Source organism: Marmoricola sp. RAF53, from assembly GCF_052114005.1.
Lineage (GTDB): Bacteria > Actinomycetota > Actinomycetes > Propionibacteriales > Nocardioidaceae > Marmoricola.
On record NZ_JBFRDX010000017.1, the window covers coordinates 17,039 to 43,991 of the forward strand.

Sequence of the window (26,953 nt, forward strand, 5' to 3'; positions counted from 1 at the left end):
GAGCCGCGGCCCCGAATCGTGTCGCGGTCAGAACAAGGACACCTTGCCCGACCCCGAACCCGGCAGGTAGCTCGCCGTAGCGGTGCTGGTGGCCGTGTACGGCGACCCGAGCGCGATCTGGACCGGCCCGGAGCTGCACGACGCGACGCCGGAGGCATTGGTGACGGCCGTGCACCCAGCGCTGGCCGAGCCGCCGTTGATCCGGGTGGTCACGCTGATCCCGGCGAGCGGCGCGCCGGTCACTCGGCTGCGAACGACCGAGGAGTAGGCCACCTTGAAGGTCAGGAGGCTCAGCAGTCCGGACGTGGACGTCGTCGTCACCACGACCGGCGCCTTCGAGATGACGACCTGTACCGGCGCGGACAGGCTAGCCGCCGACGACGGGTCGCCGACGTAGGCGGCCGTGAACCGGTGCGTGCCCACAGGGAGGTTCAGCCCCGTGAGCGACGCCGCACCGCCGACGCCGACCGGGCCCGTCCCGAGAACGACCGCCGGGCCGGACGACACGTCACGGAACACGACGCTGCCGGTCGGGTCGGCGCCCCCGGATCCCGACACGGTCGCGGCCAGCGTGACCGGGTTGCCGTAGACCGCGCCCGCCGGTGCAGTGAGGACCGTCGTGGTCGAGCGCTTCGGGACGGCGAGCAGCCACTCGCTCGCGTGCGACGAGAGCACGGTGATCGTCAACGTCCCGTCGTGCGACTCCCGGTCCAGGACGCACGGGTCGGGGGTCGCCGTGCCGCTGTCATCCGCGCACGGCACGATCGCGACGCCGTCGCGGAAGACCGTCACGTCGTCCGCGCTCTGGCCGGCGGGCAGGGCGGCCAGGTCCAGGCCGAAACGGAGGCGGAGCGGGTCCTCGGCGCTCGCCAGCGGCGCCTCGACGTGGAACCCGGATCCGAGCACCGCGTAGCCGCCAGGGGCGGGCGCGACCGTGCCCTCGGAAATCGTGATCGAGCCCGCGTTCGGGCTCTCCACCGCGGACGTCGTCGGCTGGTCCCCGTTCGGCTCCGAACCGGTGGAGACCGACTGACCCGGCGCGACCTGCTGCGACACGCTCGAGGTTCCGGACACCGCGTCGGTCACCGTGATCGCGACGGTCGCGCTCGCGCTGCCGCCGTGACCGTCGTCGACGCTGAAGGCGACCTCGTCGGGACCGGAGTAGCCGGGGTCAGGGGTATAGGTCAGGTCGGGTGCCGTGCCGGCCAGGGCCCCGTGGTCCGGGCCGCCGACCACGGCGTAAGTGAGCGGGTCGCCGTCGGGATCGCTGGCCGACAGCACCAGCCCGGAGGTCCGGCCGCCCTTGACCTGCCGCTCACCGTCGGTGGCTACCGGATCCGCGTTCTGCGGAGCTGACGGGTGGACCTCGTAGACGCCGGAGGTCAGGTACGCGACCCCGTCCGCGGTGCCGACCATGTCGACCGGACGCTCGCTCACCACGGCCAGCGGCAACAAGTCCGAGTCGTCGAGCGGAAGCCTTGCGACGGACCATCCTCCGGCAGGGTCGGGGCCTTCCCGGGTGTGCACCATCGTGTAGAGGTGGTCGGCTCGGTCGATCGCGAGCACGAACGACCCGATCGAGTCGAAACCGAGGTCTGCCGCGTGCGTCCCGTTCGTGTAGGTCAGGTGCCGCACCAGCTGCCAGGTGCTTGCCCCCGGAGCCAGTGACCACAGCCCGGCCTGACTGGTCGGGTCGATGCCGATGAGGTAGACGGCCCCGGTGCTGGCGCTCACCAGATCGACCTGATGGGTGAAACCGTCCGCCGCACCGGCGTACCCCGGGAACGGGATCAGGCTCGAGTGCTGGGCTCCGGACGGGAGGTAGAGCACGCCGGCGGCACCCTCGACCTGCGTCAGGTAGACATCACCGTCCGGCGTCACGGCCAGTCGCGGACTGCCCCCCGTGGTCGAGCCCGGGCCTTGGTAGACCAGGTCGCGGTCGAAGGGGAGCTCCTGCCACTGCTGCGCACCGCGGGGCAGCTTCAGCACGGCCAGCCGCCATCCGCGGCTGGGGACCGGAGGCGTGCTCACCATCGCTGCCGCGTAGACGTTGCCTGCTGCGTCGTGCGCCAGCGCGAGGGGGTACCCGGTCGGCGCCCACCCCGGTGCGCTCAGGTCGAACGTCCAGGACCAGTCGGTGTTGCTCCTGCTTCCGTCGCCCGGAAAACGGACCACGTGCCCGGTCGCCAGGTTGCCACCGGCGTACTCGGTGATCGCCGGGGCATAGAACGCCCCGTCCGCCCCGACGTCGAGCGCACGCGGGGCGTAGTAGGGGAACTCGCTGCTGGCGACGACCTGACGTGTCGACCAGGTCTGGTCCGTTGCCGAAGCCGGAACCTGGACCACAGGGGCCAGGACGAGGAGGACCGTGGCGAGCAGGGCGGGGACGGGACGCAGGGCGCGCTGGACCATGAGATCTCCCAGGGAGGGGGCAGGAGTCCGAGGACCGGGACGCTAGCAGCCGAGGCGGACGGGTATCCGCGCTCCGCAGCAGTGGTCCAGTCAGGATGCTCCCCAGCGCCCCAACGCCGTAGACCGTGCTTCTTGGGGACCCTCGTCAGTCGGGCAACCGCTCCGCCGCCCGGCGCAGGGTGTCGCTCTCGCTGAGCGAGGCCCGCATCGCGGCGTGGTCGACCGGGTCCCCGACCGGGTCGTGGGCCTGCAGCGTCGCGACCACGCCGTCGGGCAGGTCGTCGGTCTCCTCCGGCGTCTCGGCGAAGGGGACCTCGGCGAACGGGACCTCCTCGACCTCGTCCGGCGCCACGTCTTCCTCGACCGGCGCCGCGACCGGACCGGGCAGGTCGCCGGGCATCACCGGCCCGCGCTCCCCCGCGGCGACACGCAGCACCGCGGCGGCGAAACCGCGGACGACGCCGGCGGCGTACGCGAGCGAGGAGACCGGGTGGCTGGCAGCGTGGGTCACCTGACCCACGAGAGACGGCTTCTTCATCGACGGCTCCTTCACGGGCGGGACGCTTCAGGTCCCCGATGCCCGGATCGCAGCCCGCCAAACGTGGGGCGCGTCACGTCGGGATCAGGCCGCTGCCCGCTCGACCAGCCAGCCGAAGACAGCGGGCCCGGTGCCGTCGAGCTCGGGGTGCCACTGCACGCCGAGCACGGCCCAGCGTTGCGGCCCGACCCACTCGACGGCCTCCGGGACCCGGTCCTCCGCACGTGCGGTGACCGACCAGCACGGTCCCGGGTCGGCGACCGCCTGCTGGTGGACCGAGCTGACCAGCGCACGGCCACCGAGCAACGCGGCGACCAGCGAGTCCGGCCGGGGCGTGACCAGGTGCCCACCGGTGGAGGCGGCGCCCGGAGGCAGGACGTGGGTCGTACCCAGGTCGCCGCGCAAGGTTCCGCCGAAGGCGACGGCCAGGACCTGCAGGCCCCGGCAGACCCCGAGCAGCGGCATCCCCAGGCGGGCGGCCCGGAGGGCGACCGCGACCTCGTCCTGGTCGCGCGCCGGGTCGATCTCGCTGGCGGGGTGCCGGCCGCCGTACCGGGCGGGCTCGACGTCGCCACCGCCGGTGAGCACGACGGCGTCGACGAGGTCGAGCTGGTCGGCGGCGAGCGCGCCGGCGAGGAGGACCGGCCGCGCGCCGGCGTCGGCGAGCGCGCGGACGTACCCCGACGGCGTACCGGTGACGGGGAGCCCGCCCCAGTGCCGTGCGACGACATGGCCGCTGGCGACGACCCCGACGACGGGCCCGGTCATGCTCCTCACCCTGCTCAGAGCGCGATCAGCGCGGTGACGCCGAGCGCGATCCCGGTGGCGTAGGTGAGCAGGGCTCCCGCCTCCTTGAACGGCGTCCGCCGGGCCAGGCTGCCGCTCGCGAGCATCCCGACACCGTGCAGGTAGCGGGCCACGACCGCGGCCACGGCGAGGGTGTCGAGCCACCAGCTGTCCACGAAGAACGAGGTGACGATGAGCAGCACGGCCAGGGTCGGCACGTACTCGGCGGCGTTGCCGTGGGCGCGGATCGCCACGAGCATCGGGTCGTCGGGCTGGGTGGGCTGCTGGGTGCCCCCGGACTTGCCGCGCTGGACGCGGAACCGGGTGACGTTGGCGCCGAGGACGAAGAGCAGGATGCCCATCAGCGCGATCGAGGTGATGACGACGTCGCTCATGCGGATCGCCTTCCTTCCGGGTTGGTGGTGGAGGTGGTGCGGTGGAGGAGCCGGCGCACGACCGCGCCGGACAGGTCGGTGCCGAGCAGGGCGTCGGTCTTGTGCATGCCGCCGGGGCAGGTGACGTTGACCTCGATCAGCCGGCCGGCGATGACGTCGAGCCCGGCGACGGTGAGCCCGTGCGCGCGGAGGAGCGGACCGAGGGCGGCGACGATGCGCGCGTCAGCGGCGTCGGGTGCGGCGGCGGTGCACGGCATCCCGATCCGGAAGTCGCCGGCGTCGGGCCGGCGCAGGACGGCGCCGACGAGCTCGCCATCGAGGAGGAAGAGCCGCTTGTTGCCGTCCCGGACGTCGGCCAGGTACGCCTGGGCGATGACGTGGCGCTGCCCGGCGGCCGTCGCCGAGCCGACCAGCGCGGCGGCCGCGTCGTCGTCGTGCAGCAGCCAGACGTCCCGGCCGGCGAAGCCGTCGACCGGCTTGACGACGGCGGTCCCGACGCGGGCGACGAAGGCGCGCAGCTCGGCCGGGTCGGCGCTGACCAGAGTCTCCGGGCAGAGCTCCGGGAACCGCAGCGCGACCAGCTTCTCGTGCAGGGCGCGGATCCCGGCGGGCCGGTTGGTCACCGGGACGCCGCCGGCATCGACCAGGTCGAGCAGGTACGTCGCGTGCAGGTAGCGGGCGTCGACGGGCGGGTCGATCCGGAGGTGCACCTGGGCGAACTCGGCGGCGACGTCGAGCAGCGCGTCCGGCCCGGACCGGCACCAGTCCCGCGGCACGTCCCAGCGCGGGCCCCGGGCCGTCCGGGGTTCGTCGACCTCGACCGGTCGTGCCGCCCCGAGGACCCGGCCGTCGGCGGCCCGGAGCTGCTCCGGACCGCAGACCCAGACCTCCAGGCCGTGGCGCTGCGCGGCGAGCATGAGACCGACCGAGGCGTCGACCGCGGGGTCGAGCGAGTCCAGCGGGTCGACGACGAAGAGTGCCTTCACGCCGCCACCTCCTCGGTCCGGGCGCCGCCGAGGAGAGCCCGGCCGCGGTCGACGTCGCCGGTCCCGGCGGCCGCGGCGGCCCAGTGGTCGGCGAGGCGGTGCTCCTCGGGGGCGAGGTCGGCCAGCGCGCGGCGGCGGCGGGCGTCGTCGTACAGCAGGCCGGCGAGCCCGTCGACCAGCGCTGCGACGCAGGTGGACGGACGGGCGTCCGGGAACCGGATCTCCAGGTAGCGGCCGCGTGGGCGCACCGGCGGGAAGAGCGTGCTCAGGTGCCCGGCTGCTCCCCCGCCGACGAACCGGCCGGCACCCGCGGCGAAACCCGCGTACGCCGCCACCGGGTCCTCACCGTGCAGGAGCCGGTCGTCGAAAGCGGTCCGGGAAGGGTCGACCGCCAGCCAGGTGGCGAGCCGACCGTCAGGTCCAATGCCGCGCGCGGTCGCGGCGGCCAGGAACGGCCCGGCGAGCAGCAGGACCCGCCACTGCTCCAGCCCGGCCGCTCCCGGCCACCAGTCCAGGCAGACCTGGGTCGAGGCGGTCGCCCGCATCATCCGGCGCCCGGCCGGGCCGACGGTGTCGAAGTGCGCCTCCATGGCGTCGTACCGGGGTGAGCGCAGGTAGCGGGGTGTGGCCGGTGCGGTGGCGCGGACCGGCCGGGCGTCCAGCACGATCCCGCGGGCGAGCAGGTCGGCGGCCAGGGCCGCGGTGACCCGGGCGAGACCGGCGACGGCGGCGGCGGAGTCGTCGACGGCCGGCAGGCTCAGCTCGACCTGTCCCCCGGGCTCGAAGCCGATCCAACGGGCGTAGGAGCGGCCGGCGACCGCGGACCGGACCCGGTCGGGATCGACGCTGCCGCCGCTGACCAGGTCCATCGCGAAGAGCTCCTGCTCGATCCCGACCCGGGTGGTGACCGCGGCCGGCGCGAACAGCCGGGCGACGTGCCGGTGGAGGTGGCGACGGTTCATGGCTGCTCCTGATAACGTAAGGACTCCTTACGATTATTGGAAGGTTTCCTTACGGATGTCAACCCCCCGTACGCCGTCCCCGGACTTCGTCCCGCTGATCGCGCTCGTCCACCGGCTCAACCGCGAGCTGCAGCAGGACATGGTCGACGAGGCCGCACGCCAGGGGTTCCCGTCGAAGTCGGCTTACAACTACGTCTTCGCGACCCTCGACGCGGACGGCAGCCGAGCGGCGCGGATGGCCGAGCAGGCCGGGATCACCCGGCAGTCGATGGGCGAGGTCATCCGTGACATGGCCGAGGCCGGCCTGGTCGAGATGGTGCCGGACCCCGCCGACCGACGGGCCAAGCTGGTCATCTGGACCGAGGCCGGCCTCGCCCAGGGACAACGCGGCTTCGAGCACATCCTCGAGCTCGAGGAGCGGTTCAGCCAGGAGATCGGCGCGGAGGACTACGCGACCGCGCGGCGGGTGCTCTCCCGGCTCTACCAGGTGCTCACCGAGGACAGGCCGCCGGCAGGGGTCAGTCCGCTGGACTGACCCGCGACGGCCACCACAGCCGCGGCCCGACCAGCGCCGCGAACGCCGGGACCACCAGGGTGCGGACCACGAAGGTGTCGATCAGCAGGCCGAGCCCGACGGTGAAGCCGAGCTGGACCAGCGTGACCACGCTGCCGGCCATCATCGCGAACAGGCTGGCCGCGAAGATGACGCCCGCCGCGGTGATCACGCCACCGGTCAGGCCGACCGCGCGGGCGATGCCGGAGCGGGAGCCGTCCGGCGCCTCCTCGTGCATCCGCTTGATGAGCAGCAGGTTGTAGTCGGCGCCGACGGCGACCAGCAGCACGAACGCGATGCACGCCACCGTCCACTCGATCGGGGTGCCCAGCACCAGCTGCCAGACCAGGATCGCCAGGCCCATCGTCGCGACGTACGAGAGCACCACCGAGCCGAGCAGGAAGAGCGCCGCCATCAGGCTGCGGATGAGCAGCAGCAGGACCAGGAAGACCGCGATGAGGGCGACGATCGCGACCAGCCGGAAGTCGTCCGCGGACAGCTCCTGGATGTCGGCGTTCGTGGCCGCCATGCCGGTGATCGCGACCGTGCTGCCCGCCAGCGCGGTGCCGTCGAAAGCCTCCCGGACGGTGCCGGCGATCTCGCCGCTGCGTGCCGCCGCCCGGTGCCCGAACGCATTGGTGTCGCCCAGCACGATCATCCGCGCGACCCTCCCGTCGGCGGACAGGTAGGCGCCGCTGGCGAGGGCGAACCGCTGGTCCTTCATCGCGCTCGGCGGCAGGTAGAAGCCGCTGAGGCCCGGCGCACTGGTCGCCCTCGCGGTGCTGTTCAGGTACGCCGCCGCGGAGCCGAGCCCGGACTCGAGACGGCCGACCGCGCCCGTCAGCCGCCGGGTCCCGCCGGCGACCTGGGAGCCCGCGTCGGCGACCCGGTCGCTGCCCGAGGCGAGCCCGTCGAGCCCGGAGGCGAGCGCCTGCTGGCCCTCGCGGAGCCGGTTCGCGCCGGCCTCGGCGGCGTTCAGGCCGGCCCGGACCTGCCGCAGCCCGCTCTGCAGGTCCGCGGTCCCGTCGGCCAGCCGGCGGGCGCCGGCGGCCGCCTCGCGCAGACCCGGGACGAGCTGGTCGCGCTCGCCGACGTAGATCTGCTTGATGCCGTCGCGGGCCCCCTTGCAGTAGGCGTCCAGCCCGCAGGTCAGGCTCTTGGTGAGCGCTTGGTGCGCCAGGCCGAGCCCGTCGACGGCGACCTGGGTCTGCGCGACCGCGCTGTCCAGCCCGTCGGCGAGGGCACGGGCGCCGGCGCGGAGCCGGGCGCTTCCGGTGACCGCGTCGTCGCTGCCGTCGGCGAGCTGTTCCAGCCCGCCGTGCAGGGTGCGGACCCCGGCGAGCACCTTGTCGGCGCCGGAGGCCGCGGCGTCCGCGCCCGCTGCCAGCCGGTCGGCTCCGTCGGCGAGCCGACCTGCCCCGTCGACGAGCCGCGCCGAGTCCTTCCTGCCGGCACCCAGCTGGTCCTTCGCCTGGCCGAGGCGACCGCCGACGATCCCGGCCTGGTACCCGACCGAGGCCTCGGTGATCGTGGTCCCGGTCGGCCGGGTCACCGCCCGGACCGACCCGACCCCGGGAACCCGGGAGACGGCCGCCGCGGCCTGCTCCAGGGCGGCGAGGTCGCGGCTGTTGCGGAGGTCGTGGTCGGCGGTGACCAGCACGAAGTCGGGCAGCGCCTCGTTGACCGGGTAGTGCGCGTCCATCAGCGCGTACCCGTCGTTGCTCTCGGTGTCGCCCGGCTGGACCCGGCGCTCGTCGTAGCTCGGCTTGAAGAGCGGGAAGAAGGCGGCGAGCAGGACCAGCGGGACCAGGCCGGCCGCCAGCGCCAGGCCGGGTCGGGCGACGACCCGGCGGCCCCAGCGGTCCCAGACCCCCTCGGTCGCCGGCCGCGGACGGGGCTCCATCAGGCCGCGCTCGCCGAGAAGGGCCAGCAGCGGGGGCGTCAGGGTCAGCGAGATCCCGAGCGCGAGCAGGATGCTCACGGCGATCGCCGGACCGGTGGTGCGGAAGAGGCCGACGTGGGCCAGCGCCAGGCAGGCGTTGGCCAGGACCACGGTGAGCGCGGAGCCGATGATCACCCCGGAGACCCGGGACGCCGCGACCCGAGCGGCCTCCCGCGGCTCGACCCCGCGGCGGCGCTGCTCGTGGTAGCGGCTGATCAGGAAGATCGCGTAGTCGGTGGTCGCGCCGAGCACGATCGCGGTGAGGAACGACCCGGTGAAGGTCGAGGCGTCGAAGACGTGGTGGTCTGCGAGCAGAGCGACCGCGCCCCGGGCCACCCCCAGGGCGAGCCCGATGACGCCGAGGACGAACGCCGTGACCGCCACCGAGCGGTAGATCAGCATCAGGATCAGGGCGATCAGGATGAGTGTCACCGCGGTGATCTTGACGATCGAGCTCTCGACCTCGACCACCATGTCGGTGATGGTCGCCGAGGCGCCGGTCACCTTGACCTCGAGCCCGGCGGGCTTCCCGGCCTTCGCGTCGTCGCGGACCGCCTCGACCTGGCCGACCGAGGTGGGAGCTCCGGTGTAGCCGGCCAGGCCGATCTGGAAGTAGACCGCCTCGCCGTCCTTGCTGGTCAGCGCCGCCCGCAGGGTGGGTTCGCGGACGTCCTGGACGTAGGTGACGTGCTTCGTGTCGGCCCGGAGCCGGTCGGCGAGCGTGACGACGTACTTCTTGTCGGCGGCGGTGAGCCCGCCCTCGCGGGCGGCGACGAGCACGATGAAGCTCCGGCTCTTGCCGTTGCCGAAGGTGGTGTCCATGTCCTTGACCGCGCGCAGCGACGGCGCGGACTCCGGGACGAAGGGGGTGCTGTCCTTGGCGACGACCGCCTCGATCTGCGGGACCAGGACGTTCAGCGCCGCGGCGAACAGCAGCCAGGCGCCGATCACCCAGACGGCGTGGTCGATGACGAACCGCGCCAGCCGGGCGAGCGACGCGGACTCGCGACCTTCAGGACTCATGCCGACCATGGTCCCGAGCAGATGCTTGGTCGGCGTCCTACTCCGGGAGGAGAGGGACCGTGACGCTCGTCGCACCCGTCGGAGCGCGCACGGCTACTTCTTCTCGGTCACCCAGAGCTTGATGACACCTTCGATGACCACGGTGCCGTCGTCGCGGACGCCCTTGACCCGGACCGGGAGGTCGGGGTCGTCGCCGGTCCACTGCTCGGGGTCGGTCTCGGCGATGCAGGTGATGTCCGAGGTCGCCTTGGCGGTGTAGGTGATGTCCATCCCCTTGGGGATCCACCGCTTGTTCCTCGGGATCGTGGACTCGGCCAGGGCTCCCATCGCCGCCTCGAGGCCGTTGCAGAGCGCGATCGCGTGCACGGTGCCGAGGTGGTTCTGCACCGCCCGGCGCTTCGGGATCACGAGCTCGGCGTGGTTCGGCTCCACCACGGTGAAGCGCGGCCGGATGCTCGCGAAGTACGGCGCCTTCTGCGCGAACGCGAGGGAGAAGAGCCGGTCCCCCACGAGCGGCCCGACGACCGGGAACGAGGTGGTCTTCTTGTACAAGTCAGCGACATTGGCCATGGGCCGATGTTACTTCCCGGTAACTAGCCGGGTCGACCCCTGGATCCCCATGACCTGCGCCACATCGAGCGAGCACCCGACCACGGTGTCGACCCGGCCGGCCCCGGCCGGCTCGTCGAACCAGAGCCCCTCGGTGAAGCCGAGCTTGGCGAGCACCCGCAGCGAGGCGGCGTTGCGGTGGTCCGGAGCCGCGAAGAACTCCCGGACCCCCGCGTACGCCGGCCAGACGATGTCGCGCAGGAACACCCACAGCAGGCTGGTCCCGATCCCCCGCCCGACGAACGCCGGTTCCCCGACGGCGTAGTCGAAGCCGATCGCATCCGGCCGCGCGCTCAGCAGCGCGTAGTCCGGGTGGTCGCTGATCCGGTAGTCCTGGCTGAAGCCGACCGAGCGGCCGTTGACCTCCCACACCCACATCCGGGTCGGGTCCTCGCCGCGCAGCGCCGGCCCGTAGTACGCCTCGACCTGCTCGGGGGTGCGGTGCTCGTCCCACCACCGGGCCACGTGCGGTTCGTTCACCCAGCGCACCACGTCCGGGAAGTCGCCCGGCGTCATCGGGCGGATCGAGAGGCGGTTCCCCTCGTCGTGCCGGAAGCGCAGCGGGTCCGACGACAGGTCGACCGCCAGGACCGGGCTGTGCGAGTCGTGCGGCGCCAACCGGTCGCCGGCCTCCGCCCACGACTCCCCGGCGCGCACCTGCGCCCGCAGAACCTCGAACTCCATTCCCTCAGTCTGCCGTGGATGGTTTGATGGCGCCGTGACCGAAAACGAGAACATGTTGCAGTCTGCGTTCGACCGGTACCTGGACCAGGTGGCCGAGATCGTCGAGACCGGCGACTGGTCGGCATTCGCCGACATGTTCACCGAGGACGCGACGTACTCCGAGCACGCCTACGGGGAATTCAACGGCCGGGAGGAGATCCGGCCGTGGATCATCAAGACGATGACGACGTTCCCGGGCAGCGAGATGACCGGCTTCCCGCCCGCCTGGTACGTCCTCGACCCGCCGACCAATCGCGTCATCTGCGACATCCGCAACATCATGCGCGACCCCGGCGACGGCTCGGTCCACGAGGCCTCGAACATCACCATCCTGACCTTCGACGACGAGGGCAACCTCATCCGCGAGGAGGACATCTACAACCCGCAGAAGTTCGCGGACATGACCCTGGAGTGGTGCCGGGTCGCCGACGCGCACGGCACGCTCAGCGAGGTCGGGCAGAAGTTTCTCAAGATCCTCGGCGGCTGACCCAGGGCTCAGAGTCCGGAGTGCTCCGGGTCGACCAGGTCGGCCCCCAGCTCCTCGCGCACGACCCGGAACGCGACGCCGCTGGAGTGCCCCTTGCGGGCGAGCATGCCGACGAGGCGACGCACCGCCACCTCCTCGTCGAGGCCGCGCATCGAGCGGAGCTTGCGGCGCACCTGCGCCCGCGCCACCTCGACCTCCTCCTCGACGTCGACGTCGTCCAGGACCTCCCGGGCGACCTCGTCCTCGATGCCCTTGCGGCGGAGCTCCTGGGCGAGCGCCCGCCGGGCCAGACCGCGACCGTTCTGTCGCTCGGCGACCCAGTCCCGGGCGAAGGCCGCGTCGTCGATCAGCCCGACCTCCTCGAACCGGTCGAGCAGGCGCAGCGCAACGTCGTCCGGGACGTTGCGCTGCGCGAGCTTCTTCGCCAGATCGGCCCGACTGCGGGCACGTCCGGTGAGCTGGTCGAGCAGGATCTTGCGGCCGACCGACTCCGGGTCGGGGTCGGGGTCGGGGTCGGGGTCAGGTTGCTTCACTACTCACTCCGTCTCGACAGGCTCGACGACCAGGGGGTCAGAAGTCGATGCCGTCGGGGTCGATGACCTTCTCCGCCGGGGCGTCCAGGGTCGGGCCGATGCCGAGCTTCTCCAGGATCCGCTTCTCCAGCTCGTTGGCCAGGTCCGGGTTGTCGCGGAGGAAGTTGCGTGCGTTCTCCTTGCCCTGGCCGAGCTGGTCGCCCTCGTAGGTGAACCAGGCACCCGCCTTGCGGACCAGGCCCTGCTCGACACCGACGTCGATGAGGCCACCTTCGCGGGAGATGCCCTTGCCGTACATGATGTCGAACTCGGCCTGCTTGAACGGCGGCGCGACCTTGTTCTTCACGACCTTGACCCGGGTCCGGTTGCCGACCATGTCGGTGCCGTCCTTGAGGGTCTCGATCCGGCGCACGTCGAGACGCACCGAGGAGTAGAACTTCAGCGCCCGGCCACCGGTGGTGGTCTCCGGCGAACCGAACATCACGCCGATCTTCTCGCGGAGCTGGTTGATGAAGATCGCGGTCGTCTTGGAGTTGTTGAGCGCACCGGTCATCTTGCGGAGCGCCTGGCTCATCAGTCGCGCCTGGAGGCCGACGTGGCTGTCACCCATCTCGCCCTCGATCTCGGCCCGGGGCACCAGCGCGGCCACCGAGTCGATGACGATCAGGTCGAGCGCGCCGGAGCGGATCAGCATGTCCGCGATCTCGAGGGCCTGCTCGCCGCTGTCGGGCTGGGAGACCAGCAGCGCGTCCGTGTCGACGCCGAGCGCCTTGGCGTACTCCGGGTCGAGCGCGTGCTCGGCGTCGATGAAGGCCACGATGCCGCCGGCGGCCTGGGCGCTGGCCACCGCGTGCAGGGCGACCGTCGTCTTTCCGGAGGACTCCGGACCGTAGATCTCCACCACGCGGCCGCGCGGCAGGCCGCCGAGGCCGAGGGCGATGTCGAGGGCGATGGCGCCGGTCGGGATCACCTCGAGCGGTGCGCGGGTCTCGTCACCCAGCCGCATCACCGAGCCCTTGCCGTAGTTCTTCTCGATGGTGGCGAGCGCCATGTCGAGGGCCTTGTCCTTGTCCGTTCCAGCCATGTCCTTCGTCCTGTCTTCGAGGTCCGGTCCTGCAGCTCTGTCTGTCCCGCAGACGCTAGGTGCGGCCACCGACACTCGGTCCGAGCCGGCGTCGGCCTGGGGAGAACGGGCGGTGGTGCCTGCCTGTGGACCAACCGTAGTACGAACATGTGTTCGACCGCGACATCGGGGCCCCCGCGTGTCGCGGACCGGCGGACGTGACCGGTCCGACGGCGAAACCGGGTCCTCCCCCGCGTGCCGGATCCGGACGTACCGGACCCGCTCCTTAGGGTGGGACGGTGACCCCTCCTGCACGCCGCGGCGACATCCAGGGCCTCCGGGCCCTCGCCGTCGGTGCGGTCGTGCTGAGCCACGCCGGCGTCACGCAGCTGGCCGGCGGCTACGTCGGCGTGGATGTCTTCTTCGTCGTCTCCGGGTTCCTCATCACCGGGATCCTGGTCCGCGGCGTCCGCCGCGAGGGCCGGATCTCGCTCACCGACTTCTACGCCCGCCGAGCGCGGCGGATCCTGCCGGCGGCCGCGGTCACCCTGGTCGGCATCACGATCGCGTCCTGGTTCGCCTTCGGCTACATCCGGCTCGACCAGGTCCTGCGCGACGTCACCTGGGCCGCGTTCTTCGGCGAGAACATCAACGCGGCCCGCTCCGGCACCGACTACTTCGCCTCGGACGGCTTCGTCTCCCCGGTCCAGCACTTCTGGTCGCTCTCGGTGGAGGAGCAGTTCTACGTCCTGTGGCCGGCGCTGGTCGCGGTGGTCCTCGTGCTGGCCCGGCGGCGGCCGCTGCGCGCGCTCGGGTTCACCCTCTCCGCGATCTGCGGCGTCTCGCTGGCCTGGTGCGTGCTGCAGAGCACGGCCGACCCGACGTCGGCGTACTTCTCGACCCTCACCCGGGTCTGGGAGCTCGGCGCCGGCGCACTGCTGGCGCTGCTGGCGCACCACCTGCGCCAGCTCACCCGCGGCTTCCTGTCGCTGCTCTCCTGGGTCGGCGTCGCGATGATCGCGTGGTCGTGCCTGGCCTACACCAGCACGACGGTCTTCCCCGGCCGTGCGGCCCTCGTCCCGGTCGTGGGCACCGTCCTGGTCCTGGCCGGCGGCATCCGGCCCACGCCGTACGGCGCGAGCTGGCTGCTCGACCGCGCGCCGATGCGCAAGCTCGGCGACATCTCCTACTCGCTGTACCTGGTGCACTGGCCGCTCCTGGTGATCCCGGTGATGGCGACCGGCCACGAGCAGACCCCGACACGTCGGGCCGCCCTGGTCGCGCTGGCGATCACCCTGGCCGCCATCAGCTACCGCTGGGTGGAGACGCCGTTCCGCTCCGCCGAGTTCTGGCAGCGCGGCCGCGCCCGCGCGCTGGCGCTCTGGCCGGCGGCCGTCGCGTTCGTCCTGGTCGGCGTGACCGTGGTCGGGACCCAGGTCGGGACCACGACGGCGACGGCGACGCACCCGGTGCTGGACCCGGCCGAGAGGGCCGCCCCGAGCAGCTCGCAGGCGGCCGTGCAGTCCGCCCAGGCGCGCGCCGCCGCGGCCGCGGCCCAGGCCGCCGAGGTCCAGCTCGCCGTCACCCGCGCCGCGTCCCGCTCGACCGCGCGGACCAGCCTGCCGTCGCGGCTCACCCCGTCGCCGCTCCAGCTCAAGAACGCCAACTGGCGGCTCCCGGACCACTGCTGGGCCAGCACCCAGGCGACCCGGCACGACATCTGCTCGATGGGCGACACCGACGCGGCCCGCACCCTGGTGCTCTTCGGCGACTCCCACATCGGGATGTGGACCGCGCCGATCGTGCGCCTGGCCGACGAGGCCGGCTGGAAGGTCGTCGTCTTCCTCAAGACCGGCTGCCCGCCGATCGACACCCCTGCCTGGCGCAACGACGGGTCCCGCCGCTACCGCGAGTGCGACCGCTGGCGGACCTGGGCCTACCGGAACATCGCCCGGATCCACCCGGACCGGATCATCACCACCGGCTACACCCAGACCGCCATCGCGGACCCGAAGACCGGCAAGGAGCTCCGCGGGGACGACGGCGCCGCCGGGACCCGGGCGCTGGTGCCCGGCATGCGCAGCGCGCTCGCCAAGCTGACCGCGGCCAGCCCCCAGGTGACGGTGCTCGCCGACAACACCACGCTCCCGGAGGCGACCGCCGACTGCCTCGGCGAGAGGAACGCCACCCTGCGCACCTGCGCCGCTCCGCTGAACCCGACCACGGCGGCGCGCAACGCGGCCTGGAGCGCGGCGGCCCGTGTGGCCGGGGCCGGCTGGGTCGACACCACGGCGTGGCTGTGCCCGAAGAACGTGTGCCCGCTGGTGGTGGGCAACGTGGTCGTCTACACCGACCGGCACCACCTGACCCGCACCTTCGCGCAGTCGCTCAGCCCGCTCCTGGCGGCGGCACTCACGCTGTGACGTCGGCGCTCCGGGTCAGCTGCGCGGCGTAGCCGGCGGCCAGCAGCACGACCGCCGCGAAGACCGAGGCGAACAGCGACAGCGCGGCGAAACCCAGCGTGCCGACGATCACGCCGGAGAGGGCACCGCCGAACGCCGCGGCCAGGTTCATCGCGAGGTCGGAGGTGCCCTGCACCGTGGTCAGCGACTCGATCGGCGCCTGCTCCGCGACCAGCGTCGAGGACGCCACGGTCGCCATCGACCAGCCCAGCCCGAGCAGGAAGAGCCCGCTGAAGATCTGCACCGAGCTGCCCGCGGGTGAGATCGCGCAGAGCACCAGCGAGACCAGCAGGACGATCCCGCCGGCACCCATCACCGCGGGCCGGCCGAGCCGGTCGGCGGCGAACCCGACGACCGGGGCGAAGGCGAACATGCCGAGCACGTGGAGCGAGATGACGATGCCGATGACGCGCAGCGCCGCGCCGCCGTGCTCCATGTGCAGCGGGGTCATCACCATCACCGAGACCATCACGGCGTGCGCCGCGGCCAACGCCACGATCGCCGCCGCGATCATCGGCCGCTCGCGCAGCACCACGCCGACCGGCCGGGACGGCAGCGGTTCGGTGGCGGCCGCGGCGTGCGCGGCGGCGTGCGCCTCCCGGGCCACCAGCAGCGGGTCCGGCCGCATCCGTACGGCGACCACGAGCCCGGCCACGAGCATGCTGGCCGCACCCAGGACGAACGGGCCGGTCAGCTCGGGGATGCCGAGCGCGTCGGCCAGGTCGGCCGCGGCCCCGGTCAGGTTCGGCCCGGCGACGGCCCCGATGGTCGTCGCCCAGACGACGATCGAGAGCGCCCGGCCGCGAGTGGCCGGCGTGGCCAGGTCGGTGGCGGCGTACCGGGCGGCGTAGTTGGCGGACGTGGTCGCCCCGAGCAGGACGGCGCCGACCACGAGCAGCAGCATCGAGCCGACGATCCCGGCGACGACGGCGAGCGCGGCACCCGACGCCCCGATCAGGTAGCCGGTCACCAGGCCTACCCGGCGGCCACGGACCGCCATCAGCCGGGCCAGCAGCCAGGACGCGCCCGCGGCGCCCAGCACCTGCCCGGTCTGGGTGAGCCCGGCGAGCGTGTCGGAACCGGAGAGGTCGCGGGCCAGCAGCGAGGCCGTCGCGATGCCGATGGTGATGCCGAGGGCGCCGACGGCCTGGGAGGCCACCAGCGTCCGCACCGTACGACGCTGCAGCGCGCCGTGCTGGCCGCCTTCGTCGGTCATCAGCGGTCCCGGGCCGGGAGCTCCAGCAGCTCCCAGACCGCGCGCCAGACCACCTTGGGGCTCTCGCCGGCGGCCAGCGCCTGCTCGGCGGTGCGGCCGCCGAGGGAGCGGATCACCGTCTGCCCGGCCCAGAACCGGGCGTAGTCGCGGCCGAGCGCCAGCTCCATCCGCTCCCAGAACTCGGTCTGCCTCACGCCTCGGCCACACCGATGTCGTGCCCGATGTCGTGCAGGTGGTGGACGACGTCGTGCAGGTAGTAGACGCCGAGGGTCGCCACGGTGAACACCGAGCCGTTGCTGCGCCGGCCCCGGCGCGGCCACTGGTCGTCGGTGATCCCGGCGAAGAGCGCGGCCGTGTCGGCGGCGGCCTCGACCAGCTCGACGGAGACCTCGGCCGGGTCCTGCTCGGAGTAGCGGCTCTCGACGGCGGTCTCGTCCTGGTCCCAGTTCGCGAAGGCGGGGTCGTCCTGGTCGAGCATCAGCCGGACGCGTTCGCCGAAGAGCCGGTGCACGTCACGGACGTGGCAGGCGTACTCCAGGCGCGACCAGGTGCCCGGGTCGGGGCGGACGGCGGCGCCGGCACCGTCGAGGGCGCCGTACCAGCCGCGGGTGTTCTCGTGGACCAGCTCGGCCAGCCGGGTGACGTCCACCGCCGACGGGTCGAACCCGCACTCCGCGCAGGGACGCTCGAGGACCCAGGTCCAGTCCTTGGTGTCGGGTTCGATCGGCATGGCGACAGTCTGCATCACGCGCCCGAGGGGCAGATGGGATTATTCGTCCCATGAGCGAGGTGCTGGTCCGGGACGTGACCGAGGCGGACCTGGAGGAGGTCGCCGCGATCTACGCCTACGAGTCGGCGCACGCGTACTCCACGTTCGAGACCGAGCAGCGTCCGGCGGCGTCCTGGCTGCCGAAGCTGCGCACCGGCGACGCCTTCCTGGTCGCGGAGGTCGACGGGGTCGTCCGCGGCTTCGCCTACGCCTCCCCGTTCCGCGACCGGCCGGCGTACCACCTGACCCGGGAGACCTCGGTCTACGTGCACCGCGACGCCCGCGGCAGCCGCCTCGGGACCCGGCTGTACGCCGCGCTGCTCCCCCGGCTCCGCGCGCAGGGGCTGCACACCGCGCTGGCGCTGATCGCGCTCCCCAACGACGGCAGCGTCCGGTTGCACGAGAACCACGGGTTCGAGCTGACCGGGACGATGCGCGAGGTCGGCGACAAGCACGACCGGATGATCGACGTCGGGATCTTCCAGCTGATGCTCTGAGCGACCGGCTCTCACCCGAGACTGATCGGCAACGAGCGCTGCTCGATCGTCGCGGTGTAGGGAACGCCGGTCGTCGAGGTGCGCCCGACGGTGCCGCCGATCTCCAGGTTCCCGCCGCGCACGGAGGCCGGGATCTCGAAACCGAGGAGCCCCTGGTCGGGCGACGGATCGACGTCCAGCGGCGGGTAGCGGGTGCCGTCGCGGGCGACGAAGGCGATCTCGTCGTCGCCGAAGAGGTAGCGCTCGGTGCGTCCGGCGTAGGAGTAGAAGGCGTTCACGACCAGGAACATCCGGGTCTGGTCGCCGGGCTTCTTCCCGTTGAGGAAGAACCGTCGCTGCCAGTAGTCGACGGTGACGTCGCGGGTGTAGGTGTCCTGCAGCCCCTGAGGCCCTTCGAGCGCGACGCTGGTCCGCTCGACCACCGGGAACCGGGCGCCGATCGGGGTCTTCGGGTCGCGCTCCTTCCTGGTCAGCAGGGCGATGTTGGAGGGGCCGTCGTACCCGCCGGAGAGGGAGAGGTACTGGGTGTAGCCGTCCGCCTTGACGACCAGGTCGACGTCCTGGGTCCCGGGAGGCAGCGCGGCGACGAAGGTGTCCCCGCCGGCGGGGAGCGGGACCGAGGCGCCGTCGATGTTGACCCGGGCCTTGAGCGTGTCCCAGTCGTCGCACGGCTTCTCCTCGCACGGCCAGTCGCCGAGCTCGAAGGCAAGCAGGGCGCTGCCGTCGGAGGCGCGTCGCAGCCCGGCCGAGGTCTGGACCTGGTCGACCTCGGAGTGCGCGAGCACGGCGACACCGGCCTTGCGCCAGGCCATCCCGTGCGGGTGCTCGACCTTCTTCGGGTCGGCCGCCTTCGCGAGCATCACCTGGCCCATCGGCACGGTGTCCAGCTTCGCCAGCGCGACCCGTTCGCTCTGCTCCGGGGCACCGCCGACCAGGACGAGCGCGACCAGGTAGTCGAAGAGCAGGATGAGGGCGAGACCACCGCCTCCGAGCACGGCGATGCGTCGCCAGCCCACCAGGCTGCCGACCCACGTGCGCAGACGCGTGACCACCGACCCCACGGGACGAGGGTACGAGGGCCCGGCGGGCCGCGCCGGAGCATCCGCAATCAGGACAGCAGCAGCCGGTCCAGCCGCTTGCCGGCGATCGCGAGGCCGACGAGGACCATCGCGACCAGGTACACCACCGACACCCCCGAGGCCCAGGTGATCGAGCCGGTGGTGAGCTCGCGGACCAGGACGACCGCGCGGTACAGCGGCGTGCACCCGACGACCGCCGCGAGCCAGTCGGGGAAGGCGCTGAGCGGGAAGAAGGTGCCGGAGAAGAGGAAGAGCGGAAGCTGACCCAGGGTGATGTAGTCGAAGTCCTGCCAGGACCGCATGTACGTCGTGAGCGCCATGCCGACCGCCCCGAACGCCGCCCCGATGAGAAGCGCGGCGGGCACCGCGAGCACCGCCCACCAGGAGTGCACCAGGTCCATCGCGACCATGACCAGCAGGAAGACGGCCGAGTAGATGCCGCCGCGCAGCAGCGACCAGGCGAGCTCGCCGCGGGCGACGTCGGTCGTGGTCAGCGGGGTGGCCAGCATCTGGTCGAAGAGCTTGTTGTACTTCAGCTTGAAGAAGAAGTTGTACGTCGAGTCGAGCAGCGCGCCGTTCATCGCGGACGCGGCCAGCATGCCGGGGGCGACGAACTCGGCGTACGGGATCACCTCGCCGTTGAAGGTGAACCCGGTGATCAGCTTGCCGACGCCGATCCCGATCGAGAACAGGTAGAAGACCGGCTCCAGGAACCCGGAGACGAAGATCCACCACCCGGACCGGTAGGCGATGTAGTTGCGCTGGACGATCAGGGCGGTGGCCTCGGACGTGCTGATCGGCGAGTCCGGCCGGCCGGCCGCACGGTCGGGACCGCCGCCGGCTCGGCCGATCGCCTTGGCCAGGGCGCCCTTCGCGGAGGTGACCATCATGAGACGAGCCGCCGTTCCAGCAGCCGGACGGCGGCGAACCAGCCGGCCAGGGTGAGTGCGAGCAGATAGGCGACGTGCACCGCCGCGGCCGGCCCGTCGACCGTGCCGAGCACGAGCATCCGGGTGAGGTCGACGCCCTGCCACAGCGGCGTCACCCGCGCCAGCGCCTCCAGGAACGGGTTCAGGTTCTCGATCGGGAAGAAGGCGCCGGAGAACAGGAACATCGGGATCATCCCCAGCCGGAAGACCAGTGCGAAGCCGCTCTCGTTGGGCAGCGACGCGGACAGCGCGTAGACCGGCGCGGCGAACGCCGTGCCCAGCAGCAGCTGAGCGAAGAAGGCGCCGATCACGCCCGGCACGGACTCGAAGACCCCGAAGGGCGCCATCACGGCGAGGAAGACCGCGGAGACCGTCGCGACCCGGAAGACCACGAACCCGAGGTGCGCGAAGACGACGTCGGCGACACCCAGCGGCGTGGCGATCATGCCGAGGTACGCGCGGTTCCACTTGATCATCCCCATCACCGGGTAGGTGACCTCGCCGAAGACCGTGGTCATCGTCTGCGCGGCGACCAGCCCGGGCGCGACGAACGCCAGGTACGACGTCGCGCCCTCGAGCTCGGCGGGGTCGGCGTCGACGAACCCGCCGAGCAGCACCCCCATCGCGAGGACGTAGAGGAGGGGGACGACGAAGGAGGAGATCGCCGAGCCCCGCCAGGTGCGCTTCGTCAGCACCCACCAGTAGTCGGTCATCCGCGCGGCGCGACGTACGTCGAGGCGCGTCATCAGTCGACCAGCGTCCGGCCGGTCAGGCGGAGGAAGACGTCCTCCAGCGTCGAGCGACGGACCAGCGACATGACGGGGTCGAGCCCGCGCTCGTGCACCCGAGCCAGGGTGTCCTCGCCGTCGTCGGTGTAGAGCAGCAACCGGTCCGGGAGCACCTCGACACGTTCGGCGAGGTCCTCGACCTTGGCGGCGAGCTCCTCGTGCGTCGCCCCGCCGTCGAGGGTCGCGAACCGGAGCTCGGTCACCTCGCGGGTGGTGTGATCCCGGATCAGGTCGGCGGGCGACCCCTCGGCGACGATCAGCCCCTTGTCCATCACCACGAGCCGGTCGCAGAGCTGCTCGGCCTCGTCCATGTAGTGCGTGGTGAGCACCAGCGTGACGCCCTGCTGCTTGAGCCGGAACAGCCGGTCCCAGACCACGTGCCGGGCCTGCGGGTCGAGCCCGGTGGTGGGCTCGTCGAGGAGGAGCACCTCGGGCCGGTTGATCAGCGAGCGGGCGATGGTGAGCCGGCGCTTCATGCCGCCGGAGAGGTCGTCGACCTTGGCGGTCGCCTTGTCGGCGAGCTGGACGAACTCGAGCAGCTCCTCGGTCCGGCGGCGGACCTCCGCGCGCGGCAGGCCGAAGTAGCGCCCGTACACGTAGAGGTTGTCGCGGACGTTGAGCTCGGTGTCGAGGGTGTCCTCCTGCGGACAGACCCCGATCCGGGAGCGGATCGTCGGCCCGTCTACCGCCGGGTCCAGGCCGAGGATCCGCAGGGTGCCGCCGCTGACCGGCGAGACCGCGGCCACCATCCGCATGGTCGAGGACTTTCCGGCGCCGTTGGGGCCCAGGAATCCGAAGGCCTCCCCCGGCCGGACCTCGACGTCGATGCCCTTGACGGCCTCGAAGGTGCCGAAGGACTTGCGCAGCCCGGACGCGCTGATCATCGCGTCCTGGCGCCCGAGCTCAGGAGAACTGCTCACGGTCACCGACCCTAGGTCATGTGACCGACAGCGGCGCTACGGCTTTTCGTCGCCCTCGGCGAGGAAGGCGTCGATCAGCGGCCACGTCGTCGTCGGCGCGTGCAGACCCGCGACCAGGCCGAGGTGCGAGGCGACCACGCCCTCGTAGTGCACCGACTCCGGATATTGCTGTGGCTCGAGGTCGCATCTTCCGGGGAGGGGTGCGGGGCGGGGCGGAAGCTGACGGACGCCGCACGCAATCCTGGCTTCTTGCGCCAGACGAGCGCCGGCTGGCGATCCCTCATTCGTCAGGCGCCACGCAATCGTTGGATCCCAAAGGCGATTGGCACAGGTTGATCCTGAAGTGGATCGGGACCCGGCGCACACCCGCTCGTGTGCGGTATACGGCCTCGAACCCGCGCGCAGTCGCGTTGGTTCCTGCCGGCTTGTTGAGTTCGATAGAAAGGTCGTTCAAATTTGCACCGGCGATAGTCCCATCACGCGCACACGGCGTCACGACTTCGTGAGTCATCGACGTGCCGTACAGGCTGGCGAGCCTGCGGGCGGCGAAGCCCTCAACTTGGCGTCCCGGCTGAGTCACGGCAAAGTCGGTGACCGAAATTCCGCCGGCGGGCCCGACGGGTTCGATCCGCTCGATCGTTATCGAGGCTGCCCCGACCACGCAGACTGGCCCTACCCACGCTGTTGCAGTGCGATCTCGACCGGGAAGAGAAGAAGCGCCACCGAAGGACTCCGGCGAAACGACCAACCGAGGCTCGACCTTGGTTGATCTCGGCGTCTCAGGTGCCCCGCTTGACCCACGGTGCGGACCGCCCGCTACCTCTTTCCTACCGTCGCTCGCACCAGCGTCCACGGAGCGCGAGTGGAGGCTGGCGCCGCCCAGCAGGGCGACGACGACGAGCGCCCCGACGCCTGCTGCCCGTCTCAACGCTTCCACACCTTGAAAGCCCTGGAGTAGTTGATCGGCAGCTTTGGATCGTTCGAGCAGATCAGCGACGGCTTCCTGACGTGAACGGTGATTCTCGTTGACTTGTCGTAACCACTTTGGGCTGTCAAGGAGACCGACGCAAACTCAATCCCCTGCGTCTTGGTGTAGGACTTCCCACTGTCTTTAGTGAAGTCGAAGTTCGAGTACCCCTCACAACGATCGCGCCAAGGTTGGTTGACGGACACCGTCCTCGGAGAGTCCGGAGTGAACGAGGCAATCCGAACCGGGGTGCGGCTCACCCCGAAATCCTGGTATCCGGAGTACGTGCCGACGCAGTACGTGTGAATGTCCCGATAGTCGACCTTGTTGAAGAGAGTTTGATTGACGACGCCGAGCGCCGAGCCAACGACGGTCTTGCTGTAGCCATTCGTATCCTGCCTGTGAATGTCGAGCACCCCGCTCTGCACCCACTTCGACACGTCTGGCGACTTCAAGCCCACTCCGAGACTGTGATGGTTGCTTCTCGTCTGGGTGACGTCGGCCTTCGCCCCGCTCCAGTTGTAGACGGACATGAAGCGCTCAGGCATGTCGTAGAACCAACGGCCCTTCTCGGTCCAGCAAGAGCCACCACCGGCGCCGGTCGGGACTGCCTTCACCGAACGTCCAGCCGTACCCACGGTCGTGGGAACCTCGATGACTCCGCTGGTCGAAGCCTCTTCGTACTCTGTCTGCGTCAGCTCGCCGTCATCCGGATCGCGCCACTCGCTGATGTCATCGGACTCGGTAGAAGCGAGGCCCGTTGCCACGTCGATGTTGACGTCCTCGGCCACCACGACCGCGCCACCCGAAAGGCTCTGGGGTCCGTCCGTCCCGCCGCGCGCATCGGCCTCCCGCGATTCGAGAGGATCGGCCTCGGCAGTGAGGACGTAAGGAACGACCGAACTGCCATCCGCGGCCAGCAACTGCATTGTCACCGATCCGTCGTCGGCGACGTAATCGGACGACAGGCCGCTCGTCGTTCCGTCGATCGAATAGCGGCCATTCTCATCGGTGGTCGCCGTGTCCAGGACAGGGTTCTGGACAGTCTCGCCTTCTGCACCGGTTGCGAGGCTGTCGGCAGTCGGCCAGGCAACGGCGGTGACCTGTGCACCGTCGACAGGGATCCCGTCGGACAGGATAGTTCCCTGAAGATCGATGTTGTCACCGTGACCAACGGCAGCTGGTTCCCACAACTGCTCCCCCGGAACACTGAACGTGCCCTCGGCGTCGAGGGTCACGTCGACCTTTTCAACTCCCGTGTTGTGGATGGTGATTTTTCCATCGGTGCCCAACGGCACAACGGTCGCCGAAGCGCCGGAACCCGCCGCGTAGTCCAAAACTGGCGTGTACGGCTCGTCAGTCCCCGTTGCCCAGATGTTCAAGGAGCCACGTGCAGATGCGCCACCCTGAACACCAATTCGCGCGACGACGGCAGACGTCGTCTCCGGAGCCGCCATGGTCAGGGCGCCAGTCGGGCCCGTGAGAGCGACCTCGACGCTCGAGTTTCCGGGAACAGCCACTTGGGGCGGGGTTCGAGTGTCGAACGCGCGCACCTGGAATGGCGTGAGCGCACCGCCTGCATATCCAGGAATGAAGTAGCCCAGGACGTCAACGCTGATATCCGCGGAAGCTCCCGAAATGGTCAACTTGAACGCGCCCTGGTCCGCGCCAGACCAACTGAGCGGCACCAGAAGCCCGTGGGCACTGTCCTCTCCTCCACGAAATGCCGTCGAGATCGCCCCCATCGCATCGTCTGCGCGGGAAACAGAGAAGGTGCCTCCGCTTGCCGGATGAATCGTCCGGATCACCACGGCCGCGGCCGTTGCGCCGTCAGGCACTTCCTCGAGATCGCCGACGCGAATCACGCGGCTCTCGCCCGATGCCATCTGCGCCCCACTAAGGCCAGAACCCGTTTGAGTGTCTGCAACGCGCAATTGTGGAACAGGGAAGTATGACCCCGCACCTCCAACTGGGAAGGTGCTGAAATAGCCTTCGGCCTGGATTCGCAGATTCACGGAACTGGAGACGCGGACCCGGACTGCGCCATTGACATCGAGGTCGACCATGCCTGAAGCGGATTGCGACGCGCCGCCAAGATACTCGAGGTACGTCATGCCTTCAGACGCCGTTGGACTGATGTCGACCCGGCCGGCCGAAGAAGGACTGAACGCCGTGATGTTCAACGCCACGGCGGAAACGCCGCTTGTGGGCAAGCCAGCGCGGCCCAGTACCTGAACCGTACGCCAAGAGTTGGCCGGCATGGGCGTGGAGAAATCTCCAACCACGGGCACCGCTGCGGTGTCCAGGACAATCCCGGAGGACGGTACAAACATTCCCCCCGCGGACCTGGAAATGTGCATGTCAGCCGAATCGAAGCCGCCTGATGTGCCGTTCCTGCCGCTCAACAGGGTCCCGTCAAACCCATATGCCTGCACGGCATAGTCGCGGCCAGCCTTGAGCTTGCCGGAGGGCACGACGGCGGTCGAGGTGCCTTCAGTGTCGCCGACCACTTGGGTGCCGTCGCCGCTCCAGATCAGGTCACCGCCCGAGAGGACTCTGAATCTTGCGCGGACACCGGGCCCGTCAACGTCGCTGACGTGAGCCGAAAGGGTGGGCGTGAGGGTATCCGTCTCACCGTCGACTACGGGCGAGACAGTCAGTCCAGAAGCATTAGCTGGATAGGAGTTGTAGGTCACCACCAGCCGCGGGTGCACCGACGTGTCGGAGTAGTTCACCGACCGGTAGCGGCGCCAGGTGGCGTTGTAGGTCTCGGTGTTGCCGCGCACCTGCAGGCCGTAGTTCGGGAATGCGCCGGATGCCCAGCCGTCCACGATGCTGGTGACGTCCCAGTTCGCGCCGTTGGCCGCACACCCCGACGCGCCGTAGGCCGGGGCGAAGTAGGCCATGCCGGTGTCGGTGAAGTTCGGGCGGGTCGCCCACGTCACCCCGGTCACCGACCAGGGCTCGATGATCCGCGAGACGTTGACGTTCGCCGCGGTGCAGCTGGCCGAGTACCAGTTCCGCATCCACAACGTCGCCTTGGTGATGTGCCGTCCGCTGATCCCGCTGGAGGAGAACGTCAGGTAGGAGCGCGCCTTGTGGGTGCCGCCGTCGAACGTGCCCGCCCGCAGCTCATCGCTGCCGGCCTGGCTGCTGATGTAGTCGGCGCTCTCGATCCAGGTGTCACCGTTGGCGTAGGTCGTAAAACTCGGGTCGATCGTCACCGGGTACTTCGTGTCCGGGTCGGCCAGGAAGTCCTCGTCCGGGGTCAGCGTCAGGACCGGGTTCGCACCCGCCTTCTCCCCGTCCGGCGTCATCGCGCCGGCCTGGGTCACCGTCGCCTCCACCGGAACGACGTTCGCCGGGTCCCCCTGGGAATTCTCCGTGGAATCCCACATCAACGGCTTCGGCGCGGTCGCGACGACCTCACCGGACTTCGTCTTGACCTGCAGCGAACCGTTCGCCGCCTCGGTCAGCTTGGCCCCGTCGGTGGCCACCGGCATCGAGAACGCCAGCGACTCGTCCGAATCCGGGGTCGATGAAGCCTCCGGAGCCGGAGCCGGGGTCGGGGTCGGAGTCGGGGTCGGGGTCGGGGTCGCGACTTCCTCCGGCCCAGCCCCCAGATCCGAGGTGAGGTCGTCCAGGTTCGCCGGCCGCTGCCGGAGCACCACCGAGTGGCTGAACCCGGTCGCGGTCGCGGTGACCACCAGGTCACCGCCCTCGACCGCGCCCACGTAGGTCGCGGTGTCGCCCTCGACCTTCGGCTCGGGCAGCGCCGAGGACCACTTCCACGTCAGGTCCTTGCCGTCCTCGCTCAACCCGGCGAACACCCGGTCCCCGCCGTCCGAGAGCTGCAGATCGGAGGCCGCGTACTTCGGCTCCAGGTGCCCGTCCCGCTCCACCAGCGTGAGGTCGATGTCGTGCCACGCGCCGTCCTCGTCCTGCACCCGCGTCGGCTCAGTGTCCTGCTCGGAGGTCCAGGTGCCGTCAGGGTTCGCGAAGACCAGCTCGGTCTCCGAACGCTGCGACAGGTCCTCGACCCGCTTGCCGGTCGCCCGCGCGGTCACCATCGCCGAGACCGAGTCGGGACGCGACTGCTCGGTGGCGCCGGCAGTCTTGTCGGCCACGGGAGCGCGCCGCGGACTGACCGCTGCCTCGGCAGCCACGAAGCCCGAGAGCGGGAGGGAGAACGCGGCCACGAGGGCGGCAGAACGAAGAACACGGCGGGAGAACACAGGTGACCTCTTCCTGTGCACCGCAAGGAAGGTGCACGTCAGGAAGACGTCTCGGCGAACCGCGGGCTTACGCGCCGAC

Annotated in this window: 24 protein-coding genes; 4 read left to right on the forward strand and 20 right to left on the reverse strand. The window is 71.0% G+C overall.

From position 1 onward, the window contains the following. Positions 1-27: 27 nt before the first annotated feature. The 6 genes from AB4Y76_RS15160 to AB4Y76_RS15185 all read right to left on the reverse strand — a co-directional run bounded on the left by AB4Y76_RS15160 (position 28) and on the right by AB4Y76_RS15185 (position 6,079). Complete coding sequence (locus AB4Y76_RS15160; protein WP_441926711.1) at positions 28-2,412, reverse strand: Ig-like domain-containing protein; 2,385 nt, start codon at positions 2,410-2,412, stop codon at positions 28-30. Between the two features lie 145 nt (positions 2,413-2,557). Next, positions 2,558-2,950 (reverse strand): hypothetical protein, encoded by a 393-nt coding sequence (locus AB4Y76_RS15165; protein ID WP_441926713.1) that lies wholly within the window; start codon positions 2,948-2,950, stop codon positions 2,558-2,560. A gap of 84 nt (positions 2,951-3,034) precedes the next feature. Continuing rightward, positions 3,035-3,718 (reverse strand): gamma-glutamyl-gamma-aminobutyrate hydrolase family protein, encoded by a 684-nt coding sequence (locus tag AB4Y76_RS15170; protein ID WP_441926714.1) that lies wholly within the window; start codon positions 3,716-3,718, stop codon positions 3,035-3,037. Positions 3,719-3,732: 14 nt separating this feature from the next. Further along, a complete protein-coding gene (locus AB4Y76_RS15175; protein ID WP_441926716.1) occupies positions 3,733-4,131 on the reverse strand; it encodes an MAPEG family protein in 399 nt (132 codons plus the stop codon). Continuing rightward, positions 4,128-5,117, reverse strand: coding sequence for a hypothetical protein (locus AB4Y76_RS15180; protein ID WP_441926718.1), 990 nt, complete (start codon positions 5,115-5,117; stop codon positions 4,128-4,130). Before AB4Y76_RS15180 ends, AB4Y76_RS15175 begins: the two co-directional genes overlap by 4 nt. Beyond that, the gene (locus tag AB4Y76_RS15185) at positions 5,114-6,079 is read right to left on the reverse strand and encodes a glutamate-cysteine ligase family protein (protein WP_441926720.1); all 966 of its coding nucleotides are present in this window, start codon (positions 6,077-6,079) and stop codon (positions 5,114-5,116) included. Before AB4Y76_RS15185 ends, AB4Y76_RS15180 begins: the two co-directional genes overlap by 4 nt. Before the next feature lie 55 nt (positions 6,080-6,134). Here AB4Y76_RS15185 and AB4Y76_RS15190 point away from each other — a divergent pair, with 55 nt between their 5' ends. After that, positions 6,135-6,614 carry a MarR family winged helix-turn-helix transcriptional regulator gene (locus tag AB4Y76_RS15190; RefSeq protein ID WP_441926722.1) on the forward strand — a complete coding sequence of 160 codons (480 nt, stop codon included), beginning with the start codon at positions 6,135-6,137 and terminating at the stop codon, positions 6,612-6,614. On the opposite strand, the gene AB4Y76_RS15195 is transcribed toward AB4Y76_RS15190, so the two are convergent. The 3 genes from AB4Y76_RS15195 to AB4Y76_RS15205 form a co-directional block, all read right to left on the reverse strand. Next, a complete protein-coding gene (locus AB4Y76_RS15195) occupies positions 6,598-9,597 on the reverse strand; it encodes an MMPL family transporter (protein ID WP_441926724.1) in 3,000 nt (999 codons plus the stop codon). The two genes, AB4Y76_RS15190 and AB4Y76_RS15195, sit on opposite strands and share 17 nt — an antisense overlap. A 93-nt stretch (positions 9,598-9,690) precedes the next feature. Next, positions 9,691-10,167, reverse strand: coding sequence for a hotdog fold domain-containing protein (locus AB4Y76_RS15200; protein WP_441926726.1), 477 nt, complete (start codon positions 10,165-10,167; stop codon positions 9,691-9,693). Positions 10,168-10,176: 9 nt separating this feature from the next. Further along, complete coding sequence (locus AB4Y76_RS15205; protein ID WP_441926728.1) at positions 10,177-10,890, reverse strand: GNAT family N-acetyltransferase; 714 nt, start codon at positions 10,888-10,890, stop codon at positions 10,177-10,179. Positions 10,891-10,924: 34 nt separating this feature from the next. On the opposite strand from AB4Y76_RS15205, the gene AB4Y76_RS15210 reads away from it, so the two are divergent. Next, a complete protein-coding gene (locus tag AB4Y76_RS15210; RefSeq protein ID WP_441926730.1) occupies positions 10,925-11,416 on the forward strand; it encodes a nuclear transport factor 2 family protein in 492 nt (163 codons plus the stop codon). 8 nt (positions 11,417-11,424) lie between these two features. Here AB4Y76_RS15210 and AB4Y76_RS15215 read toward each other — a convergent pair whose 3' ends face one another. Then, the gene (locus AB4Y76_RS15215; protein ID WP_441926731.1) at positions 11,425-11,949 is read right to left on the reverse strand and encodes a regulatory protein RecX; all 525 of its coding nucleotides are present in this window, start codon (positions 11,947-11,949) and stop codon (positions 11,425-11,427) included. A 37-nt stretch (positions 11,950-11,986) separates the two neighbouring features. After that, entirely contained in the window at positions 11,987-13,033 is a 1,047-nt protein-coding gene (gene recA, locus AB4Y76_RS15220; protein ID WP_441926733.1) for a recombinase RecA, read from the reverse strand. A gap of 278 nt (positions 13,034-13,311) precedes the next feature. Between recA and AB4Y76_RS15225 the strand changes: the two genes are divergently transcribed. Next, positions 13,312-15,435 (forward strand): acyltransferase family protein, encoded by a 2,124-nt coding sequence (locus AB4Y76_RS15225; protein ID WP_441926735.1) that lies wholly within the window; start codon positions 13,312-13,314, stop codon positions 15,433-15,435. On the opposite strand, the gene AB4Y76_RS15230 is transcribed toward AB4Y76_RS15225, so the two are convergent. From AB4Y76_RS15230 to AB4Y76_RS15240, 3 genes are read right to left on the reverse strand one after another with little or no spacing between them, the layout of a single operon-like run. After that, entirely contained in the window at positions 15,425-16,690 is a 1,266-nt protein-coding gene (locus AB4Y76_RS15230; protein ID WP_441926737.1) for an MFS transporter, read from the reverse strand. The two genes, AB4Y76_RS15225 and AB4Y76_RS15230, sit on opposite strands and share 11 nt — an antisense overlap. Then, positions 16,690-16,884: a DUF3046 domain-containing protein gene (locus AB4Y76_RS15235; RefSeq protein WP_441926739.1), complete on the reverse strand. Its 195-nt coding sequence runs from the start codon at positions 16,882-16,884 to the stop codon at positions 16,690-16,692. Before AB4Y76_RS15235 ends, AB4Y76_RS15230 begins: the two co-directional genes overlap by 1 nt. Next, the gene (locus AB4Y76_RS15240; RefSeq protein WP_441926741.1) at positions 16,881-17,420 is read right to left on the reverse strand and encodes a DinB family protein; all 540 of its coding nucleotides are present in this window, start codon (positions 17,418-17,420) and stop codon (positions 16,881-16,883) included. Before AB4Y76_RS15240 ends, AB4Y76_RS15235 begins: the two co-directional genes overlap by 4 nt. Positions 17,421-17,470: 50 nt before the next feature. On the opposite strand from AB4Y76_RS15240, the gene AB4Y76_RS15245 reads away from it, so the two are divergent. Beyond that, on the forward strand, positions 17,471-17,956 hold the full coding sequence (locus AB4Y76_RS15245; protein WP_441926743.1) for a GNAT family N-acetyltransferase: 486 nt from the start codon (positions 17,471-17,473) through the stop codon (positions 17,954-17,956). A gap of 11 nt (positions 17,957-17,967) precedes the next feature. On the opposite strand, the gene AB4Y76_RS15250 is transcribed toward AB4Y76_RS15245, so the two are convergent. The 6 genes from AB4Y76_RS15250 to AB4Y76_RS15275 form a co-directional block, all read right to left on the reverse strand. Further along, a complete protein-coding gene (locus AB4Y76_RS15250; protein ID WP_441926745.1) occupies positions 17,968-19,017 on the reverse strand; it encodes a hypothetical protein in 1,050 nt (349 codons plus the stop codon). A 47-nt stretch (positions 19,018-19,064) separates the two neighbouring features. Beyond that, positions 19,065-19,925 (reverse strand): ABC transporter permease, encoded by an 861-nt coding sequence (locus AB4Y76_RS15255; protein WP_441926747.1) that lies wholly within the window; start codon positions 19,923-19,925, stop codon positions 19,065-19,067. After that, complete coding sequence (locus AB4Y76_RS15260; protein WP_441926749.1) at positions 19,922-20,710, reverse strand: ABC transporter permease; 789 nt, start codon at positions 20,708-20,710, stop codon at positions 19,922-19,924. The genes AB4Y76_RS15255 and AB4Y76_RS15260 overlap by 4 nt, the downstream gene beginning before the upstream one ends. Beyond that, the gene (locus tag AB4Y76_RS15265; protein WP_441926751.1) at positions 20,710-21,672 is read right to left on the reverse strand and encodes an ABC transporter ATP-binding protein; all 963 of its coding nucleotides are present in this window, start codon (positions 21,670-21,672) and stop codon (positions 20,710-20,712) included. Before AB4Y76_RS15265 ends, AB4Y76_RS15260 begins: the two co-directional genes overlap by 1 nt. A 280-nt stretch (positions 21,673-21,952) precedes the next feature. Continuing rightward, on the reverse strand, positions 21,953-22,333 hold the full coding sequence (locus AB4Y76_RS15270) for a hypothetical protein (RefSeq protein WP_441926753.1): 381 nt from the start codon (positions 22,331-22,333) through the stop codon (positions 21,953-21,955). A 263-nt stretch (positions 22,334-22,596) separates the two neighbouring features. Continuing rightward, positions 22,597-26,766 (reverse strand): DNRLRE domain-containing protein, encoded by a 4,170-nt coding sequence (locus tag AB4Y76_RS15275; RefSeq protein ID WP_441926755.1) that lies wholly within the window; start codon positions 26,764-26,766, stop codon positions 22,597-22,599. Between the last annotated feature and the right edge of the window lie 187 nt (positions 26,767-26,953).

What these genes read in the sequence shown, in the direction of transcription:
- AB4Y76_RS15170 (WP_441926714.1), bottom strand. Translation starts at nt 3,718, where the DNA reads ATGACCGGGCCCGTCGTCGGGGTCGTCGCCAGCGGCCATGTCGTCGCA.
- AB4Y76_RS15245 (WP_441926743.1), top strand. Translation starts at nt 17,471, where the DNA reads ATGAGCGAGGTGCTGGTCCGGGACGTGACCGAGGCGGACCTGGAGGAG.
- AB4Y76_RS15260 (WP_441926749.1), bottom strand. Translation starts at nt 20,710, where the DNA reads ATGACGCGCCTCGACGTACGTCGCGCCGCGCGGATGACCGACTACTGG.
- AB4Y76_RS15195 (WP_441926724.1), bottom strand. Translation starts at nt 9,597, where the DNA reads ATGAGTCCTGAAGGTCGCGAGTCCGCGTCGCTCGCCCGGCTGGCGCGG.
- AB4Y76_RS15200 (WP_441926726.1), bottom strand. Translation starts at nt 10,167, where the DNA reads ATGGCCAATGTCGCTGACTTGTACAAGAAGACCACCTCGTTCCCGGTC.
- AB4Y76_RS15190 (WP_441926722.1), top strand. Translation starts at nt 6,135, where the DNA reads ATGTCAACCCCCCGTACGCCGTCCCCGGACTTCGTCCCGCTGATCGCG.
- recA (WP_441926733.1), bottom strand. Translation starts at nt 13,033, where the DNA reads ATGGCTGGAACGGACAAGGACAAGGCCCTCGACATGGCGCTCGCCACC.
- AB4Y76_RS15205 (WP_441926728.1), bottom strand. Translation starts at nt 10,890, where the DNA reads ATGGAGTTCGAGGTTCTGCGGGCGCAGGTGCGCGCCGGGGAGTCGTGG.
- AB4Y76_RS15185 (WP_441926720.1), bottom strand. Translation starts at nt 6,079, where the DNA reads ATGAACCGTCGCCACCTCCACCGGCACGTCGCCCGGCTGTTCGCGCCG.
- AB4Y76_RS15255 (WP_441926747.1), bottom strand. Translation starts at nt 19,925, where the DNA reads ATGATGGTCACCTCCGCGAAGGGCGCCCTGGCCAAGGCGATCGGCCGA.
- AB4Y76_RS15175 (WP_441926716.1), bottom strand. Translation starts at nt 4,131, where the DNA reads ATGAGCGACGTCGTCATCACCTCGATCGCGCTGATGGGCATCCTGCTC.
- AB4Y76_RS15160 (WP_441926711.1), bottom strand. Translation starts at nt 2,412, where the DNA reads ATGGTCCAGCGCGCCCTGCGTCCCGTCCCCGCCCTGCTCGCCACGGTC.
- AB4Y76_RS15230 (WP_441926737.1), bottom strand. Translation starts at nt 16,690, where the DNA reads ATGACCGACGAAGGCGGCCAGCACGGCGCGCTGCAGCGTCGTACGGTG.
- AB4Y76_RS15240 (WP_441926741.1), bottom strand. Translation starts at nt 17,420, where the DNA reads ATGCCGATCGAACCCGACACCAAGGACTGGACCTGGGTCCTCGAGCGT.
- AB4Y76_RS15165 (WP_441926713.1), bottom strand. Translation starts at nt 2,950, where the DNA reads ATGAAGAAGCCGTCTCTCGTGGGTCAGGTGACCCACGCTGCCAGCCAC.